Raw genomic sequence first — 17,671 nt, 5'->3', positions numbered from 1 at the left:
TTCTTCTCAGGAAGGGTATGGTTACTAACAGAATATACATACCCAACAGGAGGAGATTTAAGTGAATAGAGGCGTTTTGACTTCATTATCTGCCATTGGGATTGCCCAGGCATTAAAAATTGTGACACATAAAAAACTGACTGGAAAGTGGGAATTGAAGCCGCTTGTCCAGACAGGCGGTATGCCGAGTTCCCACTCAGCGGGCGTTGCATCGCTTGCAGCTTATGTTGCTGCAAACAGAGGAACACGCCATATTGAAACGGCACTTGCCATTGTATTCGGTTCAATTGTGATGTATGACGCTCAGGGTGTCCGCAGACATACAGGGGAAATCGCCCGTCTGGTAAACGACCTTGAGGATCATTTTGAAATCATTTCAGATGATTATCCGAGCCTGCAGTTTGAAAAACGTGATAAAGAGTTAAAAGAATTGCTGGGCCACCAGCCGCTTGAAGTGCTGGCAGGAGGTATTTTTGGCATTCTTTATGGTGTCGCGTCAGCAAAACTTGAAGACCGTAAACTCGATAAAGAACAGCCGCAACCGCTGATTGCCAGAGATTTTAAGAATGGTGAATGAAAAGGAAATGTAAACAGCTACAGGGGCTGAGTCAATCTCAGCCTCTTAAATTTTGAATAAATTTCATTTTCCCTCTTGCACTGAGAACGATTTTCAATTACTATCAGTTATGGGAAGACAAAAGGATGGATCACATGAATGATAAGCAGTATTTCCTGAATGATTCTCTGGGCTATAAGCTTTTCCATGCGTCAAGGCTGATGAACAGCCGGTTAAATCGCAACTTTAAAGAAAATGGTTTTAATCTTTCGTATGAACAGTGGCAAATCCTGAGCCGGCTGTATGAACGCGACGCTCAAACTCAAAATGACCTCGCTGTACAAAATGAAAGAGATCAAGCCAGTGTATCGAGACTGATTGATAACCTGATCAAGCGCGGATATGTCAAAAGAGAAGTTGATCAGAAGGATCGCCGCGTAAATAAGATTTTGCTCACTGATGAAGCAAAGCGAATCAGAAACGACCTTGAACACCTTGCGCAGAAAACCATCGCCCAGGCTTCAAAAGACCTATCAGAAGAAGAATTGGCATTGACGTTAGATGCCCTCGATAAAATTAGAGGTAATTTTGAATAATCTTTTTTGCGTCAAACACTTGTTGCGACAAGTATTTTTAAGCATGTTAGTTGTCGAAACAAGTGTTTGACGGAGAGAAGAAGCTTCTCTTTTTTTTAGAATACAGTGAGAATAATTATCATTTTCACTTAAAAGAAAGTCGGGTTCCAATTATGAAAAAACGATATCTGGCCAGTGCACTCGTTCTTTTCGCTGTGGGATCTCTGTTTGTCGGTGTGTCATCTATTTCACCGATGGATCTATTGGATTTGTCAGAGGAACAGCTTCACGTTTTATGGAACAGCCGCCTGCCGCGATTAATGAGTATTTTGCTTGCGGGAGCGGGGATGAGTGTGTGTGGGCTGATCATGCAGCAGCTCTCGCGAAATAAGTTTGTCTCGCCAACCACAGCAGGAACGATGGACTCTGCAAGACTTGGAGTTTTGGTTTCACTTATGCTCTTCACGAGTGCTTCTCCACTTGTAAAAATGAGTGTTGCCTTTCTATTTGCTTTACTCGGAACATTTATCTTTATGAAAATTTTAGACCGGATTAAATTCAAAGATGTGATTTTTGTGCCGCTTGTCGGATTAATGTTTGGAAACATTATCAGCTCAATTACAACATTTTTTGCCTATGAGCGTGATCTCATCCAGAACATGTCTGCCTGGATGCAGGGGGATTTCTCTCTGATCGTGACCGGCCGCTATGAACTGATGTTTTTGAGTATTCCGTTCATGATTGCAGCATACATATTTGCCAACAAGTTCACGATCGCAGGCATGGGTGAGGATTTTGCAGTCAGTCTTGGTTTGAAGTATAGAACAGTTGTCAACACAGGTCTTGTACTCGTCGCATTTGTAACATCATCTGTTCTGCTGACTGTCGGGATGATCCCGTTTCTTGGACTTATTGTACCGAATATCGTCAGCATTTATCAGGGAGACAACCTGAAAAAGAATCTTCCTCATACAGCGATGCTGGGTGCTTTATTTGTTCTGGTATGTGACATTCTCGGACGGATGATTATTTATCCATATGAGCTGCCGATTAACTTAACCGTTGGTGTACTTGGAAGCGGAATCTTTGCGTGGCTGCTGATCAGGAGGCGATCACGTGAAGCATAAGGTGATATTAACTGTACTTGGTATCTGCGCTGTCGCATTAATTGCGATCTATATGACGATTGCATCAGGTGGAAATTGGGATTACATACTTCCGCGCCGTGGGATGAAGGTGCTCGCTATGGTCATTACAGCCAGCACAATCGGTATTTCAACCATTATTTTTCAGACGATGACCAATAATAGAATCCTCACACCAAGCATCATGGGAATGGATTCTCTTTACATGCTGCTTCAGACAGCGCTGATTTTTATTGTCGGCTCGGGCAGTGCTCTGATCATGAACCGTAATTTGAACTTTGTCGTTTCTGTTGTACTCATGATGGTTTTTGCGTTGCTGCTGTATAAACTGCTGTTTAGAAAAGAAGGTGCGAACCTGTTCTTCCTTCTGCTGCTCGGCTTAATATTCGGTACATTTTTCTCGAGCATTTCAACTTTTATGCAGGTATTAATTGATCCGAACGAATTCCTGATGATCCAGGACAGAATGTTTGCAAGCTTTAACAATGTCAGCTCAGATCTCGTCTGGGTCGCACTCGCCTGTATCGCACTGACAGTTATCTGGGTGTGGAAAGATCTGAAGTACCTTGATGTGCTGTCTCTCGGCCGTGATCAGGCTGTAAACCTTGGTGTGGATTACGAACGGGTCGTCAGGAAGCTGTTTCTTGTGACCGCTGTATTTGTTGCGATTTCAACTGCACTTGTCGGACCGATTCTTTTCCTCGGCCTGCTTGTAGCAAACGTCACATATGAAGTGATGAAAACATACCGTCATACCTATCTGATGGCAGCCTCCGCGTTGATCGGAATCATCGCTGTTGTCGGCGGCCAGCTGCTAGTAGAAAGAGTGTTCAGCTTTACAACGACATTAAGTGTGATCGTCAACTTCATCGGCGGCGTGTACTTCTTATACTTACTATTAAGGGAGCGATCGTAAATGGTTTCAGCCAGTAACGTTGTGAAATTTTTCGGCAAAAAGAAAGTCGTGCAGGATGTATCGATTCGGATTGAAAAAGGAAAAATCACATCTTTGATCGGGCCGAACGGTGCAGGTAAAAGTACATTACTATCGATCGTCAGCAGACTGATCACATCTGATGAAGGGGAGGTCAAAATAGACGAGCTTGATATAGCAAAATGCCGTGGTAATGAGCTTGCCAAAAAGATTTCCATTCTGAAGCAGGCGAATCATATGACGCTGAAGCTGACAGTCAGAGAACTCGTTTCATTCGGACGCTTCCCTTATTCGCAGGGGAAGCTGACAGCTGAAGACGAGCGCTATGTAGATGAAGCCATCTCCTATATGCAGCTTGCAGATCTTGAGGATTCCTACCTGGATGAATTAAGCGGCGGTCAAAAACAGCGCGCATTTCTCGCGATGGTGATCGCACAGGATACCGAATATATCCTGCTTGATGAACCGCTGAATAACCTTGATATGAAGCACGCTGTTCAAATGATGAAGGTGCTGCGCCGTCTGGTGGATGAGCTTGGAAAAACAGTCGTCATCGTGATTCATGACATTAACTTTGCCTCATGCTACTCAGACAATATCATTGCCATGAAAAATGGCCGTGTTGTCCGTGAAGGCACAGTGCATGACATCATTAAACCATGCGTATTAAAAGAAATTTACGATATGGATATTAATATTGAAGACATAAATGAAAATAAAATCTGCGTGTACTACGCTTAAAAAGGATGGATCAGATATGAAGAAATTATTGTTCCCAGTCATCGCAGGTGCCCTTACACTTGGCGCATGCGGATCAGAAGAAAGTGCTGAGACAACGACAGGATCAGCGGCAGAAAAAGAAGAAATGACGATCACACACGAACTTGGTGAAACGACGCTCGAAAAGAATCCGGAATCAGTCGTAGTATTCGACTTCGGTACACTTGATACACTGGATGCGCTTGGCGTGGAAGTAGCGGGAGTCCCACAGATGAATATTCCTTCTTACCTGTCCAAGTATGAAGGGGAGAATTATGAGAATGCGGGTGGATTAAAAGAGCCTGACTTTGAAGCGATTAATGCAATGGACCCTGACCTGATCATCATTTCAGGACGCCAGGCAGACCTTTACGAAGAATTCGAAGCAATCGCTCCAACGATTCATATGGGTGTTGATACACAAAACTATATGGAGTCATTTGAACAGAACGTAACAACGCTTGCTGAGCTTTTTGAAAAAGAAGAAGAGGCAGCTGAACAGCTTGAAACAATCAATGCTTCGATTGATGAGTTGAATAAAGAAGTAACTTCTCAGGACTTGGAAGCACTGGTGACACTTGCTAACGATGGGAAAATCAGTGCATATGGTGCAGGATCACGTTTTGGTATCATCCATGACGTATTCGGCTTTACACCGGCAGACGAAACAATTGAAGTCTCAACACACGGTCAAAGCATCTCCTACGAATATATTGTAGAAGAAGACCCGCAGTATATCTTTGTCGTGGACCGGGGCGCAGCAGTAGGCGGTGAATCTTCAGCAAAACAGGTCGTTGAAAATGAATTCATCGCAGGTACGCAGGCGTATGAAAATGGGAATATCATCTACCTGGACCCTGACTACTGGTACCTCTCAGGCGGGGGACTGGTTTCTGTGCAGGAAATGGTTAACGAAATCCATGAAGGTATTCAATAAGTTTCATTGCTCCTCTGCGCCCTGCAGGGGAGTTTTTTTCAGCTGATCTGTTATAATAGACAAAATCTTTCACATCAAAAGGAGTGCGTACATATGAAAACAGCATTAGTTACAGGCGCAAACTCAGGTATGGGACTGACCACCACCATTGAACTTGTAAAACAGGGCTATCACGTTGTCATGATGTGCAGAAATACACGTCGCGGAAAAGTGGCATGGATCTCTGCAAAAGAACAGACACGATCTGAAGAACTGACGCTCATGCAGTGTGACCTCGGTTCCTTAGAAAGCATCCGGAATTTTGCGGAAGAATTTAAGAGTAAGTTTTCAAAGCTTGATGTGCTGGTCAATAATGCAGGTGTCGTGTCCGTGAAACGCCGGCTGACAGATGACCGTTTTGAATCACACCTCGGTGTAAATCATCTCGGGCACTTCCTGCTGACAAATCTGCTGTTAGAAGAGCTGAAAGCGTCAGATCAGGGGAGAGTTGTCACAGTAAGCTCCGGAGCGCATAAATGGGGCAAAATTGATTTCGATGATCCGCACTTTGAAAAAGGATATAACGTAGCAAAAGCGTACGGCCGGTCAAAGCTCGCTAATATCCTTTTCACAAAAGCACTTGCAAAGCGTCTGGAAGGCACTAACGTAACAGCGAACGCCGTCCATCCAGGTGCAGTCTCCACTAATCTAGGGATAGATCGTAAAACGGAATTCGGTAAAAGTGTCCATAAAATCCTGAAACCATTTTTCCAATCCGCTGAAGAAGGTGCTGCGACAACTGTTTATCTCGCAACAGCACCTGAATTAAAGGATGTAACGGGTAAATACTTTTATCAAATGGAAGAAATTGATGTATCTGAAGATGCCGCAAATGAATGGCTTGCTGAAGAACTCTGGGGCTGGAGTGAAGAGCGGGTCGGTATATAAAAGATTACCCCGTCTGTATGATGCAGGCGGGGTTTTTGATGAATTGAGAGCGGAGTGGTGAGAGAGGGTAGGTCAAATTACACTTTTTCCTGAACCGCAGTGGAAATCTCCTGAACATGTCTGATTTTCTTCTGAATACCCCGTGTAATCTCAGGGACCACCTGAGTAATTTCAGGAACGCACCCGTTAATCTCCTGAACCATCACACCAGCCTGCCCCAAAACCCCAACTTCACTCAAACTTCACACAAAACTGATACAATAGCGGTATCATTTCATTAAAAGCAGGTGAATCAATAGATGTCAGGCTATAAAGTGCTGGTGGTGGAGGACGAACAGCCAATGAGAGAGCTGATTGCCTCTTTTTTAAAAGAAGAACAGTATCAGGTATCAGAAGCTGCAAACGGAGTGGAGGCGCTGCAGCTTTTTGAGCGAGCTCAGCCGGATGTGCTGGTTGTGGATATTATGATGCCGTTTATGGACGGTTTTGAACTGCTTGAGGAGATCAGGAAGCGTTCAGATATTCCTTTTATTTTTCTCTCTGCAAGAGGCGAAGAGCTAGATAAGGTAAAGGGATTGCGCCTTGGAGCGGATGATTATATGGTAAAGCCGTTTCATTCAGGAGAGCTGATTGCGCGGATTGAAACGGTGATCAGGCGTGCAGGATTACGGCAGCCTTCACAGGTGATCAGTTCAGGGAAACTGTCACTTGACCTTGAATATATGGAGGCAAAGTCTGAGGGCAGGCTTGTGCCTTTAACGAAGAAGGAATTCGAAATGCTTGCACTGCTTGTAAAACATGAGGGGCATACGGTGACGAGATCGAGGATTATGGAGCTCGTATGGGGGCCGGATTATCCCGGTTCTGAGCGCACGGTGGATACGCATATGAAGACCCTCCGGATGAAGCTGCCGGAAGAGAGTGACCGGATAAAAACGGTGCGCGGTGTCGGATACAGGCTGGAGGCATCATCGTGACGTTCAGCCGGAAGATTCTTTTTCTACTTGTTGGAAGTATTGGCGTGACACTGCTTGCGGCATTTATTTTTCTGCACTTTACTTATAGAGACCTTTATTTGACAACGGTGAGGGAATCAGTGGAATCGCAGGGGCAGCGTACGGCTGCACATTATCATTCAGGTGAACTGACTGAAGAGATTATTGAAAAAATCCACTGGTATAACGTGGTATCTGAATATGAAGTGCTTGTCGCAGACGACCTGGACGAACTGAATCGGCTGTTTCCGTATGAAATAGACGGGGAGATGCTGGTGGAGGAATCAGATCGCGCGGCATTGTTAGACGGGCAGTCAATGATCAAGGAAGGGTTTGTGGATCATTATGGCCGGGAAGTGATTGGCGGTGTCTATCCGATCACAGATGGCACATCGACTGCAGGCTATGTCTATATATTCGTGCCGCTTGAAGGGCTTGCGCAAGTGTTTGGCAGCAGCATTCCTCTCTTAATTGGTGCAGGCATTTTGTTTTTTATTGTGCTCAGCCTGTTTGTCAGCAGAATCAGACAGTCGTTATTCAGACCGCTAGCTTCGATTGAATCCTTTTCAAAAAAAGTGTCAGCCGGCGAATATGAGAACAGGCTTGAAGTGAAGCAGATGGACGAGATCGGGCAGGTATCTGCTGCGCTTAACAGAATGAGCGAGGCGCTGCAGTATCAGGGAGAAAGACAGCAGGAGTTTCTCGCTGATATCATGCATGAAGTCAGAACGCCGCTCACTTATATTCAGAGTTATACAGAGCGTCTGAAAAAGAGTGACGAGGACAAAGAGCTGATTCTTTCAGTGATTGAAAGTGAAGTGCAGCGGATGAATACGCTGTTGTCAGATCTGACAGAGCTGAATCGCCTGCAGGAAGGCTATGCTGAATTTGACAGACACCCGCTTGCAGTTGCAGATCTGCTTTATGAAACTGTCCAGACCTTTTCACTATCTATAAAAGAAAAATCATTAACATTTCAGCTTGAAGCTGATGAAGAGTTGATTGTGGTGCAGGATGCAAAAAGGCTGCAGCAGATCTTTTATAATCTGATTGAAAATGCAGTAAAGTATGCACCGCCAGCATCGGATGTAATGATTCTTCTAAATGAGGACCAGCATCAGATGAAGCTGATGATGGTAAATGATTCAACCATTACTGCAGCTGATAAAAAACGGCTGGGTGAGCGCTTTTACAGAGCTGACCGCGACCGGAACCGTCAGTCGGGCGGGACAGGGCTTGGTCTTGCAATTGTGAAAGAGTTAGTCCGGCTGATGGATGGAACATTCATGATAGACACTGAGTCAGAAGCGTTCGAGATTCATATTACAATTCCGAAAGAAGGACAGTCAGAATGAAGAAGTGGATGATGATGATCATATTTACAATGCTGCTTACAGCTTGCAGCAGCGAACCGGATACTCCGCCAGTCAGCAGCTTTGAATATACAGACCAGCACGGTGAAGCTTTCAGTAGCACTGAGCTTGAGGGAAAGGTATGGATTGCGGACTTTATTTTTACAAACTGCGATACCGTCTGCCCGCCAATGACATTTAAAATGGCTGATATTCAGGCATCACTGAAAGAAGAAGGACTTGAAGCGGAAATTGTATCATTCAGCGTAGATCCTGAAGTGGATACGCCTGAGAAGCTGGCTGAGTTTCTCGGTCAATTCACAGAAGATGACAGCAACTGGCACATGCTGACCGGGTACAGCCAGCAGGAAATCGAGGAGTTTGCGAGAGAAGAATTTCAATCACTTGTGAATAAGCCGGATGACGCTGATCAGGTGCTTCATGGTGTGACATTTTATGTGATTGACCAGGAAGGCAGAATTTTCAGCGAGTATAATTTTACAGAAGAAAATACAGTCGGAAAGATTGTTGATGATGTGAAACAACTGCAGTAAGTTTGAATAAAATGTGAATGTTAAAAGGACTTCACGTTCATTTCACATTGACCGGCTATACTGAGTGTATTGTTGTTGAAAAGGAGAAACTGACTATGAAGAAATGGATGATCGGATTAATGGCAGTGATGCTGCTTGCTGCCTGTTCTCAGGAGGAAGAAGCTGCGAATGAATTGCCTGAAATGGTGGAAGTGGAGATCATGGTTCCAGAAGATGCAGTTCCGGGTGAAGAGACAGTGCTGCAGGCGGAAGTCACACAGGGCGGGGAAGCCGTTGAGGATGCGAACGAAGTACTGTTTGAGATCTGGAATGATGCTGCAGGTACGGAAAGTGAACGCGTAGAAGCGTCACACACTGAGAACGGCGTCTATGAGATTCCATATACGTTTGAAGAAAGCGTCTATACAGTTCAGGCACACACAACTGCGCGCGATATGCATGTGATGCCAAAAACACAGTTTCATGTAGGCGAGCCGACAGATGAGCAGATTGCTGCGGCTGAAGAAAATGCCGGCAATCAGGAAAGCAGTCACATGGGCGGTCATGGAGAAGATGAGCAGAGTGAAGATGAAGAAGGACACGACGAGCATTAAAAAGCTGGAGCAAAAGGATTTTGTTAGATGAAGGAAACGAATTTTTAATAATAGAATCTAAGCGCAGCGAAACGATTAAAAAAATCCTGAGACAATCTGTCCCAGGATTTTTTCTTATTTCTGCTGTTCTTTCTGTCTCAACTCAATCCGGCGAATTTTACCTGAAGTGGTTTTAGGGAGCTCACTGATAAATTCAATCTGTCTTGGATACTTATAAGGAGCTGTCATTTCCTTCGTGTGATTCTGCAGTTCTTTTACAAGGGAGTCGTCGCCTGTTGCATTGTCATCGCGCAGCACAACGTAAGCTTTTACGATACTGCCGCGGATCTCATCAGGCGCAGCCACAACAGCACATTCACGGACAGCAGGATGCTTCAGCAATGCATCTTCTACTTCAAATGGTCCGATCGTGTACCCTGAGCTGATGATAATATCATCGCTGCGTCCTTCAAACCAGAAGTAGCCATCTTCATCACGCGTGGCCTGATCACCTGTTAAATACCAGTCACCTCTGTAAGCCGCCTGCGTGCGTTCATGATCATTGTAGTATTCAGTAAAGAGGGCAGGGCAGTCTTTATGAACGGCAATATCCCCGACTTCACCTGTCTTAGCAGGCTGGCCGTGCTCATCAATAATTTCTACATTGTTACCAGGCGTGGGTTTACCCATAGAACCAGGTTTTACTTCCATTCCCTGAAGCGTGCCGACCAGGAGTGTATTCTCTGTCTGACCATATCCGTCGCGTACGATCACACTAAAGGCATTTTTGAATGCTTCAATGACCGGACGATTCAGCGGTTCACCTGCTGAGACTGCACTGCGCAGTTCTGGCAGGGAGTAAGATGATAAATTCTCAAGCTTTGCCATCAGACGGTATTCTGTCGGTGTGCAGCAAAGTACATTGATTTTTTCTTTTTCAAGATATTCCATATAGGTTTCAGCGTTAAAGCCGCCGTGATAGACAAATGCGGTCGCGCCGAGTGTAATCGTTGAAAGGAATGGACTCCAGATCCACTTCTGCCAGCCGGGTGCTGCTGTTGCCCATACGAGGTCACCTTCCTGAACGCCAAGCCACTCTTTTGCAGCGGTTCTGACGTGTGCATAACCCCAGGCGTGTGTATGAATGACGCCTTTAGGATTGCCTGTTGTTCCTGATGTATAAGGAAGAAAAGCTGTATCATGACGGGAAGTCGGTTCTCCGTCGTATTCAGCAGACTGCTGATTGGCAAGTGATTCAAGTGAATCCCAGCCTTCTTCAGTTCCGCCGACAATCAGTTTGTTATGTAATGCCTGCAGCTTTTCATCAATGGCGTTAACTTCAGCTGTAGTCTCGTGAAATGCAATGACCCCTTTTGCATCTGCATGCTTCATCCGGTAGGCAAGGTCTTTTTTGCGCAGCATTTCAGAACATGGAATCGCTATAATACCGGCTTTCAGACAGGCAAGATAGCTCATATAAGCTTCCGGAATCCTCGGCAGGATAATCAGTACTTTATCGCCTTTAGAGATTCCTTTACTCTTCAAAGCCAGTGCGAACTGATTCGTCCGTTCAACAAGCTCTTTATAGGAAACGTCACGTCTGTTCTGTTTGTCATCAAGCCATCTGATCGCAATTCTCTGATCATCCGATGCAAACTGGTCCAGTTCTTTTGCAATATTATACTGTTCAGGTGCAATTAAGTTTTCAGCATTCATACCCATTCCCCCGTTCGATATTCTATGTTGTAAATGTCGATTGAACGCTCGCTCAGCGCCCATGCTTACTCTGATTATTGTAAACGTTTACAAAAAGATCCGTCAAGAATGTTTTGGGAATTTTCAAACAAATAGCGTGCTGTAAAAATAATGAATCGATGATAAAATATCCGTCGTCTATATAGTAACAATCTGAAAGAGGAAGTGAGTGAATGCAATCTTCTGCAGGGAAACGTGAAGGGCTCGAAGCTGTCATGAATGAATACGGTACAGCGATTAAACGTTTTATATATACATACGTGAAAAATTGGGAAACAGCAGGTGACCTTTCTCAGGATGTGTTTGTGACTGTCTATGAAAAATGGGAGACGTTCGAGGGAAGAGCTTCAATGAAAACCTGGATCTATAAAATTGCAGCGAATAAAGCAAAAGATCACTTAAAAAGCTGGAATCACCGGAAAGTAAATCTATTTGAACATTCCTTTGAAAGTGAAAAAGCAGAGCGGCTTACACTTGAAGATCAGGCAGTGCTCCGTGAAGAGAAAGAGCAGGTGTTATCACTTATGATGGCGATGCCTGTGAAATATCGTGAGCTGCTTCTTTTACATTTTGAACAGGAACTGACCTATCAGGAAATCGCAGATGTATTAAACCTGCCGCTGTCCACAGTCAAAACGCGTATCAGACGCGGAAGTGAGAAGTTGAAAACATCCTATGTATATCAGGAAAGAAGGGGGACTGGTCATGAGTAAGGAAAAGCTTCCGGAACGTATCAACTGGCCTGTTCATTCGGAATTTTCAAGTGAAGACAGAAATGCTGTATGGGAGAAGATCAATAAAAAGAAAAAACGTCCGAATAAGTGGCTGCCGATCAGTTTGTCAGGTATTGCAGCCGCGGCAGCTCTGTTTTTGGTCGTTCAGCTGACAGGGGTGGAGGAGCAGGATAGTGTGCCGCTTGATCAGCCGGAGGAGCAGGAGGAAATTGAGGAAACAGTCGAGACTGAGACTGAGGATGTTGTTGAGGAGACAGAAGAAACGACTGAGCAGACTGAAGAAATTGACTTAAGGACCATTCAAGTGGGAGATGCACTTAATGGCTGGGTAGCCACCTATATCGTTGCACCTGAAAATAATAAGGGAGGCTCATATATTCACTTTGAGAAAGAAATTAAGCTGACAGGTGAAATGTCATTTCCGGAAAACAGCTTCCAACCTGTTTTTGAACCGAGAAATATAGCACAGGATACCTTTCCGGTTCAGCTGAATTCAAGTAAAATTCAGCTTCGCGGTTATGTAACGACCTACCAGAAAATATATGGCATAGAGCCTCAAAACAGCAAGGAAGTGGCACTCCTCACCCACACATTATCAATTGGATTTGACCCGACTGATGGCAGTCCGGAAAGCGGAGCCATATTAGAACCGGACTTCGGACCACCATATACTCAATTTGATCCTGACTCTGTGAATGAGAATTTGTTTACCGGAAATGCAATACCATTTAACGGCTACGATTATGAAGATATCAATCAGATAATTCTGAGCATCTCTGAAAACCCCGATGACCGGGAGTTAAGAGATCTTTCTCCTGTGAACATCATTCAGGTATTTAATTCGATATACAATGAAAGAAGAGGAATTCTATTCAGTGATGAAGCAGATTATGGACAGTATACCGGATATGAAGAATTGTCAATTGCCTTAACCAATGGCCCTATGTATGAACATTTAACAGGACAATTAATTGAAGTATACCTTTCTGATACTGAGAGCTATGTCGCAGCGGTAAATCGTGATGGAGAGACGATGCTTAAGATATTTTTTAAGCTTGAAAACAATGTGTGGAAAATCACATCTATTCAGGAAGTGTAATCAATCATCATTATTTTGGTGGTACGGACCTCTTCTGCATGTTAAGATATTCTGGTAGATCTTAAAAAGAAGAGGTGCCATCTTGAAAAAAGGTTTAATTATAGGAATGTTTTATCTGCTTGGATTACTGCTGCTGTCATTTGGAATCAGTATGATGATCGTTGCAGATCTTGGCGTTGGACCATGGGATGCTTTATATGTAGGTTTATCAGAAACAATCGGTTTTACGGTTGGGACATGGGTGTTTATACTCGGAATCATTTTGATTCTGTTAAATGGATATTTAATGAAGAAAATGCCGGATTTCCTGGCCATTATTACGATTTTTCTCATCGGTGTGTTTATGGATTTCTGGCTGCTTGTAGCTTTTGCCGGAATTGAGTCGCTCGCAATGCCAGTAAGAGCGATGATGCTTGCTGCAGGGGTTATTATTATTGCAGTCGGTATCACATTCTATCTGCAGGCAAACTTTGCGAGAAATCCAATTGACAGTCTGATGATTGCAATTCAGACGCGCACAGGTAAGAGTCTTGCATTCTCAAAAACTGTGATGGAAGTAAGTGTACTTGTGATCGCATTTCTATTCGGAGGACCGATCGGGCTTGGAACGGTGATTGTGGCATTTGGAATCGGCACGCTGATTCAGCTGTTCATTACTCCGGTTACGAATACACGGAAGCGACTGACGAATGAAACAGAGGTTGTGCTTTAAAAAGTAGTCTCTCAATAAGTTGGCTGATGATTTACGCTTCAGGCGGAAGCTTTCCGCGGCCGGGCGGTGATCAGGCTTCGCCTGTCCCACCTGTCCCTTCCTGCCGCAGGAGTCACCGCCTTACACTCCAATCATCAGCTGTGCAAATACATCATTTTACTTTAATAAGCATAGAAAAAAGACCTGTTCACTTACGAACGGGTCTTTTTTGATGCGGAAATAAAATTTCAGAACATTCAAATTATATATATTTAAAAATGATATAATAAAAAGCAAAAGGAGGCGTTTTCCCATGAAAAAGTTCGGGATCTTAGCAGCGGCTTCTATTCTTTTGTTTTTACTTTTTCCGAATCAGGCAAAAGGTGTTGTGTCATTCGATGATGTACCAATGGACCACCCGTTTGTATGGGAAATCATTTATCTTCATGAACAGGTAATCATTGATGGGTATGATGATGGAACGTTCAGGCCTTATAACAGGGTAACAAGATCACAGGCAATGAAAATGATTGGTGAAGGAATCTTTCTTTATAAAGAGCAGCGGCCGACTCCGTTCAGTGATGTGCCGGAACACGCGTATTATTCCGGTTATGTGATGTCAGCTTTTGAGAATGGGTATATCAGTGGTTACAGTGATGGAACGTTCAGACCGCATCAGGATCTGACAAGAGGGCAGGCGGCTTTAATTTTTGCCAGAGCATTCAAGTGGGCTGAGGCTGAACCTGCAGGATTCAGCGATGTGACAGGTGAGGGTGAGATGGCAAAGGCAGTAGCTAAGCTGAAGGAACACGGCGTGACCACCGGTTATCCTGATGGCACGTTCAGACCTTATGAAAAAATTACAAGAGGCCAGTTCGCAGCATTTCTTGCACGCGCGATTGAACCAACGTTAGTCCCGCAGTATCAATCCCTTTTAGAAACTGCAAATGATATACTTGCCCATTTACAAAACGAAGAATTTGGAGATCTTGCAGCGTATATGGGTGAAGAACCGCTGACGTTCTGCCCTTATGCCGGCAACTGTATTGATCATGGCGGCGTACAGTTCAGTGCGTTGGAGCTTGATGGTTTCATGAGTGATTCTGATGTTTATTACTGGGGAGATCAGGATGGCTCCGGTTTTCCGCTTGAACTGACACCGGCAGCCTATTACGATGAGTGGCTGATGGATGCAGTGTATGAATCTAAGACGCGTTACGACCGCTCAAAGCATATGTCTACAGGAGAATTGATTAGACAGAAATATCCTGCAGGAAGAGTAGTGGAGTATTCCTATGAAGGAACAGCAGAATTCGATTATATGGATTGGCAAAGTCTGAATCTTGTATTTGAAAAGAATAGCAGCGGGGATTGGGTGTTGATCGCCATTATTAATGACCGCTGGACAATCTGATGAGGATCCGGTCTCAGAAGTGAGATCGGATTTTTTCCATTTAATTGTTATTGACTAAATATCCACATCCCGTAAAATAAATACAAAGAACTATTTCAAAAGACCTGATGATTAGGGGTGGGGAGTATGAAGCTGCAAAAGCAAACATTATGGGTCATTGGCGGGAGCATGTTTCTTTTTTTAATTCTGCTGACCACTTTTATCAGGCCGATGCTGCTCGCTGATGCACTGGCAATGGATGAAGAGAGTATGTTAAGGGATATGGACCGGATCAGTAATGCGATCCGCCTTGAGCAGGAGCTGCTGACGAGCCTGAATCAGGACTGGGCACAATGGGATGAAATGTATGATTTTGTGCTCGGGGAAAACCCTGATTTTACAGCCGCAAATATCGATGAAAATACTTTTATGAATAATAGGATCTGGCGGATGATGGCGATTAATTCTGATGGTGAGGTTCTGCTTGACCGCAGTTATGGACTGAAGAAAGAAGCTGAATTGCTTACAGAGCAGTTCTATAGTCTCACTCCCTCGCTTAATAATTATCTGATCGGTATGAATGACTCGTTTTTTATTGTCTCTGTACAAAGAGTGCTTCCGACTTCAGGTGTCGGCCGGTCTGCCGGAAAGTTAATTATCGCAAGGGACATCAGCAGTAATTATGTAAAGCGTCTCGGATACGACTTATCACTGGAACTTGATGCCGCAATTATAAACGGGTCAATCGAACAAAACAGAGTTATCAGAACTGTTAGTGAGGATCGTCTTGAGGGACAAATGGCTGTCAGAGGTTCTGAAAGAAATGTGAATATGCTCCTGACGATCGATAAGCCGCGCAGTTATTATCTATCTAAAAGAGATGTGATTACTAAGTTTGTTATGTCCTTAGTTGTGTTAATGACGGTAATCGCTATTGTCCTCTTTATCATGCTTGACCGGCTGATGATTTCAAGAGTGACTTCACTGTCAAAACAGTTAAATCAGATTCGCAGCAAGCGTGATATCAGTGCGAGAGTGCAATGGAAGAATCATAATGGGGATGAAATTCATGCGCTCGGGAAATCTATAAACGGAATGCTGGATTCAGCTGAGCAGTCACACCGGGAGATCTCGGATATGGCGCAACATGACCAGTTAACAGGTATGCTGAACCGGTATGGGATTATTGATGAGTTTCAGCGCTTGAAAGATTCAGATGATACAACGATTGCTTTTCTGTTTTTTGACCTGGATGGATTTAAAAGGATTAATGATTCCCTTGGACATAAAATGGGTGATGCCCTGTTGAAAAAAGTCGCAGATAGATTAAGTCATTTTAAAAGCTCAGAAAGCGAAGTCATTGCGAGAATGGGCGGAGATGAATTTTTGATGCTGATGCAGACCTCAGATCCGGATTACCTTGAGGAACGCGCCAATGAAATGATCAGGGTATTAAAGCAGAATTATATTTTGAATGATATTAAGACCTTTGTGACCTCAAGTGTAGGGGTAGCAAATTATCCGGAGGACGGCACTACATTTGATGAAGTGCTTCAGGCAGCTGATATCGCGATGTATGAAGCAAAACGAAAAGGAAAAAACCAGCTGGTTCATTACCACGACCTTGCGGGTGACCTGGATTATAAGAACATACTAATGCTTGAAAATGATCTGAAATTCGCACTTAAAAATAATGAACTGTATCTGGATTACCAGCCGGTTTATACAGGATCGAAAAACCGGATGATAGGTGTCGAAGCGTTAATCAGATGGGACCACCCTGTAAAAGGAAGGATTCCTCCGAATATTTTTATTCCAATCGCAGAGAACGGCAGCTTTATCAGTGACATAGGGGAATGGGTACTTGAGCAGAGTATTGAACAGACAGTAAAGTGGCATAAAAGTGGCCACAAACACATTGGTGTGGCTGTAAATGTGTCTAAAATGCAGATGAAAAATAAAGAACGTTTTCTGAGAAAGCTTGATGATCTGCTGGAAAAATATCAATTTTCACCTGAGCAGTTGCAAATTGAAATTACAGAAAGCGATATTCTCTTTTTCGATGGGGAAATTGTTGAATTTGCAGCAGAACTGCGAAAGAAAAACGTCCGAGTGGCGCTTGATGATTTTGGCGTGGGGACTTCAACACTTTTCAACCTGCGGAATATGCCTGTGAATGTCGTGAAGATTGACCGCTCATTTATCAAACATGTGCCAGCAGAAGAGTTTGATTCAAAGCTGCTGAAAGGACTCTATCAGGTCCTAGAAGGAATTGGTATGCATATCATTACAGAAGGTGTGGAGACGGCCGAACAGGCTGCATTTATCAGGAGTAACAGCTCTTCAGATATTCAGGGGTTTTATTTCGGAAGGCCAATGAAGCCTGAGCAGATCGCACTTTTACTTGAACAGGAAGCCACCTGGCGTCAGGCAGCATCTGATTATAGGGGATAGAAAAACAGAGGACGAGTTAATCCGGAGCGCAGAGTATAGACTCAAGTTTAAAGTTTACTTTATCGAAAGTATGCATTCATCCGCTTTCGATTAGTTATGCTCATTATAAAAAGGAAGATGACGCACCTTTTCTTAAACGTCATCTTCCTTTTCGTTGTAAACTGTTTTATTTAAAACTTAGGTTCATTGTAGTGGAAGCCTACGCCTGGAGCGTAAATGAACCGGTCCCTTTTAGAGAC

Annotated in this window: 18 protein-coding genes; 16 read left to right on the top strand and 2 right to left on the bottom strand. The window is 43.9% G+C overall.

Annotation, left to right across the window (positions count from 1 at the left end):
- The first annotated feature begins 61 nt into the window (after positions 1–61).
- From JOD21_RS09795 to JOD21_RS09765, 7 genes are all read left to right on the top strand, one after another.
- On the top strand, positions 62–577 hold the full coding sequence (locus JOD21_RS09795; protein WP_204729447.1) for a divergent PAP2 family protein: 516 nt from the start codon (positions 62–64) through the stop codon (positions 575–577).
- A 134-nt stretch (positions 578–711) separates the two neighbouring features.
- A complete protein-coding gene (locus JOD21_RS09790; protein ID WP_204729446.1) occupies positions 712–1,152 on the top strand; it encodes a MarR family winged helix-turn-helix transcriptional regulator in 441 nt (146 codons plus the stop codon).
- A gap of 152 nt (positions 1,153–1,304) precedes the next feature.
- Positions 1,305–2,258, top strand: a complete 954-nt coding sequence (locus tag JOD21_RS09785; protein WP_204729445.1) for an ABC transporter permease — start codon at positions 1,305–1,307, stop codon at positions 2,256–2,258.
- Positions 2,248–3,192, top strand: coding sequence for an iron chelate uptake ABC transporter family permease subunit (locus tag JOD21_RS09780; RefSeq protein ID WP_204729444.1), 945 nt, complete (start codon positions 2,248–2,250; stop codon positions 3,190–3,192). The genes JOD21_RS09785 and JOD21_RS09780 overlap by 11 nt, the downstream gene beginning before the upstream one ends.
- Positions 3,193–3,951: an iron ABC transporter ATP-binding protein gene (locus tag JOD21_RS09775; protein WP_204729443.1), complete on the top strand. Its 759-nt coding sequence runs from the start codon at positions 3,193–3,195 to the stop codon at positions 3,949–3,951.
- Positions 3,952–3,967: 16 nt separating this feature from the next.
- Complete coding sequence (locus tag JOD21_RS09770) at positions 3,968–4,906, top strand: siderophore ABC transporter substrate-binding protein (RefSeq protein WP_204729442.1); 939 nt, start codon at positions 3,968–3,970, stop codon at positions 4,904–4,906.
- 93 nt (positions 4,907–4,999) lie between these two features.
- The gene (locus tag JOD21_RS09765; protein WP_204729441.1) at positions 5,000–5,833 is read left to right on the top strand and encodes an SDR family oxidoreductase; all 834 of its coding nucleotides are present in this window, start codon (positions 5,000–5,002) and stop codon (positions 5,831–5,833) included.
- Positions 5,834–5,910: 77 nt separating this feature from the next.
- Here JOD21_RS09765 and JOD21_RS19460 read toward each other — a convergent pair whose 3' ends face one another.
- Positions 5,911–6,036 (bottom strand): hypothetical protein, encoded by a 126-nt coding sequence (locus tag JOD21_RS19460; RefSeq protein WP_275579589.1) that lies wholly within the window; start codon positions 6,034–6,036, stop codon positions 5,911–5,913.
- A gap of 96 nt (positions 6,037–6,132) precedes the next feature.
- On the opposite strand from JOD21_RS19460, the gene JOD21_RS09760 reads away from it, so the two are divergent.
- From JOD21_RS09760 to JOD21_RS09745, 4 genes are all read left to right on the top strand, one after another.
- Positions 6,133–6,810, top strand: coding sequence for a response regulator transcription factor (locus JOD21_RS09760; protein WP_204729440.1), 678 nt, complete (start codon positions 6,133–6,135; stop codon positions 6,808–6,810).
- Positions 6,807–8,183, top strand: a complete 1,377-nt coding sequence (locus JOD21_RS09755; protein WP_204729439.1) for an ATP-binding protein — start codon at positions 6,807–6,809, stop codon at positions 8,181–8,183. The genes JOD21_RS09760 and JOD21_RS09755 overlap by 4 nt, the downstream gene beginning before the upstream one ends.
- Positions 8,180–8,734, top strand: coding sequence for an SCO family protein (locus JOD21_RS09750; RefSeq protein WP_204729438.1), 555 nt, complete (start codon positions 8,180–8,182; stop codon positions 8,732–8,734). Before JOD21_RS09755 ends, JOD21_RS09750 begins: the two co-directional genes overlap by 4 nt.
- A 95-nt stretch (positions 8,735–8,829) precedes the next feature.
- The gene (locus JOD21_RS09745; protein ID WP_204729437.1) at positions 8,830–9,327 is read left to right on the top strand and encodes a FixH family protein; all 498 of its coding nucleotides are present in this window, start codon (positions 8,830–8,832) and stop codon (positions 9,325–9,327) included.
- 114 nt (positions 9,328–9,441) lie between these two features.
- Here JOD21_RS09745 and mbcS read toward each other — a convergent pair whose 3' ends face one another.
- Positions 9,442–11,022, bottom strand: coding sequence for an acyl-CoA synthetase MbcS (mbcS, locus tag JOD21_RS09740; RefSeq protein ID WP_204729436.1), 1,581 nt, complete (start codon positions 11,020–11,022; stop codon positions 9,442–9,444).
- Positions 11,023–11,234: 212 nt separating this feature from the next.
- Here mbcS and JOD21_RS09735 point away from each other — a divergent pair, with 212 nt between their 5' ends.
- The 5 genes from JOD21_RS09735 (at position 11,235) to JOD21_RS09715 (ending at position 17,432) form a co-directional block, all read left to right on the top strand.
- Positions 11,235–11,774 (top strand): sigma-70 family RNA polymerase sigma factor, encoded by a 540-nt coding sequence (locus JOD21_RS09735; RefSeq protein ID WP_204729435.1) that lies wholly within the window; start codon positions 11,235–11,237, stop codon positions 11,772–11,774.
- The gene (locus JOD21_RS09730) at positions 11,767–12,894 is read left to right on the top strand and encodes a hypothetical protein (RefSeq protein WP_204729434.1); all 1,128 of its coding nucleotides are present in this window, start codon (positions 11,767–11,769) and stop codon (positions 12,892–12,894) included. Before JOD21_RS09735 ends, JOD21_RS09730 begins: the two co-directional genes overlap by 8 nt.
- Positions 12,895–12,976: 82 nt before the next feature.
- A complete protein-coding gene (locus tag JOD21_RS09725) occupies positions 12,977–13,606 on the top strand; it encodes a YczE/YyaS/YitT family protein (RefSeq protein ID WP_041121478.1) in 630 nt (209 codons plus the stop codon).
- 292 nt (positions 13,607–13,898) lie between these two features.
- Positions 13,899–14,999 carry an S-layer homology domain-containing protein gene (locus tag JOD21_RS09720; RefSeq protein ID WP_204729433.1) on the top strand — a complete coding sequence of 367 codons (1,101 nt, stop codon included), beginning with the start codon at positions 13,899–13,901 and terminating at the stop codon, positions 14,997–14,999.
- Positions 15,000–15,125: 126 nt separating this feature from the next.
- The gene (locus tag JOD21_RS09715; RefSeq protein ID WP_204729432.1) at positions 15,126–17,432 is read left to right on the top strand and encodes a bifunctional diguanylate cyclase/phosphodiesterase; all 2,307 of its coding nucleotides are present in this window, start codon (positions 15,126–15,128) and stop codon (positions 17,430–17,432) included.
- Positions 17,433–17,671 lie beyond the last annotated feature (239 nt).

Origin of the sequence: Jeotgalibacillus terrae (genome assembly GCF_016908195.1) — a bacterium.
GTDB classification, from domain to species: domain Bacteria; phylum Bacillota; class Bacilli; order Bacillales; family Jeotgalibacillaceae; genus Jeotgalibacillus; species Jeotgalibacillus terrae.
This window is presented reverse-complemented; position numbering and strand designations above follow the sequence as displayed.

What these genes read in the sequence shown, in the direction of transcription:
- JOD21_RS09790 (WP_204729446.1), top strand. Translation starts at nt 712, where the DNA reads ATGAATGATAAGCAGTATTTCCTGAATGATTCTCTGGGCTATAAGCTT.
- JOD21_RS09785 (WP_204729445.1), top strand. Translation starts at nt 1,305, where the DNA reads ATGAAAAAACGATATCTGGCCAGTGCACTCGTTCTTTTCGCTGTGGGA.
- JOD21_RS09775 (WP_204729443.1), top strand. Translation starts at nt 3,193, where the DNA reads ATGGTTTCAGCCAGTAACGTTGTGAAATTTTTCGGCAAAAAGAAAGTC.
- JOD21_RS09770 (WP_204729442.1), top strand. Translation starts at nt 3,968, where the DNA reads ATGAAGAAATTATTGTTCCCAGTCATCGCAGGTGCCCTTACACTTGGC.
- JOD21_RS09765 (WP_204729441.1), top strand. Translation starts at nt 5,000, where the DNA reads ATGAAAACAGCATTAGTTACAGGCGCAAACTCAGGTATGGGACTGACC.
- JOD21_RS19460 (WP_275579589.1), bottom strand. Translation starts at nt 6,036, where the DNA reads ATGGTTCAGGAGATTAACGGGTGCGTTCCTGAAATTACTCAGGTGGTC.
- JOD21_RS09760 (WP_204729440.1), top strand. Translation starts at nt 6,133, where the DNA reads ATGTCAGGCTATAAAGTGCTGGTGGTGGAGGACGAACAGCCAATGAGA.
- JOD21_RS09750 (WP_204729438.1), top strand. Translation starts at nt 8,180, where the DNA reads ATGAAGAAGTGGATGATGATGATCATATTTACAATGCTGCTTACAGCT.
- JOD21_RS09745 (WP_204729437.1), top strand. Translation starts at nt 8,830, where the DNA reads ATGAAGAAATGGATGATCGGATTAATGGCAGTGATGCTGCTTGCTGCC.
- mbcS (WP_204729436.1), bottom strand. Translation starts at nt 11,022, where the DNA reads ATGAATGCTGAAAACTTAATTGCACCTGAACAGTATAATATTGCAAAA.
- JOD21_RS09735 (WP_204729435.1), top strand. Translation starts at nt 11,235, where the DNA reads ATGCAATCTTCTGCAGGGAAACGTGAAGGGCTCGAAGCTGTCATGAAT.
- JOD21_RS09730 (WP_204729434.1), top strand. Translation starts at nt 11,767, where the DNA reads ATGAGTAAGGAAAAGCTTCCGGAACGTATCAACTGGCCTGTTCATTCG.
- JOD21_RS09720 (WP_204729433.1), top strand. Translation starts at nt 13,899, where the DNA reads ATGAAAAAGTTCGGGATCTTAGCAGCGGCTTCTATTCTTTTGTTTTTA.
- JOD21_RS09715 (WP_204729432.1), top strand. Translation starts at nt 15,126, where the DNA reads ATGAAGCTGCAAAAGCAAACATTATGGGTCATTGGCGGGAGCATGTTT.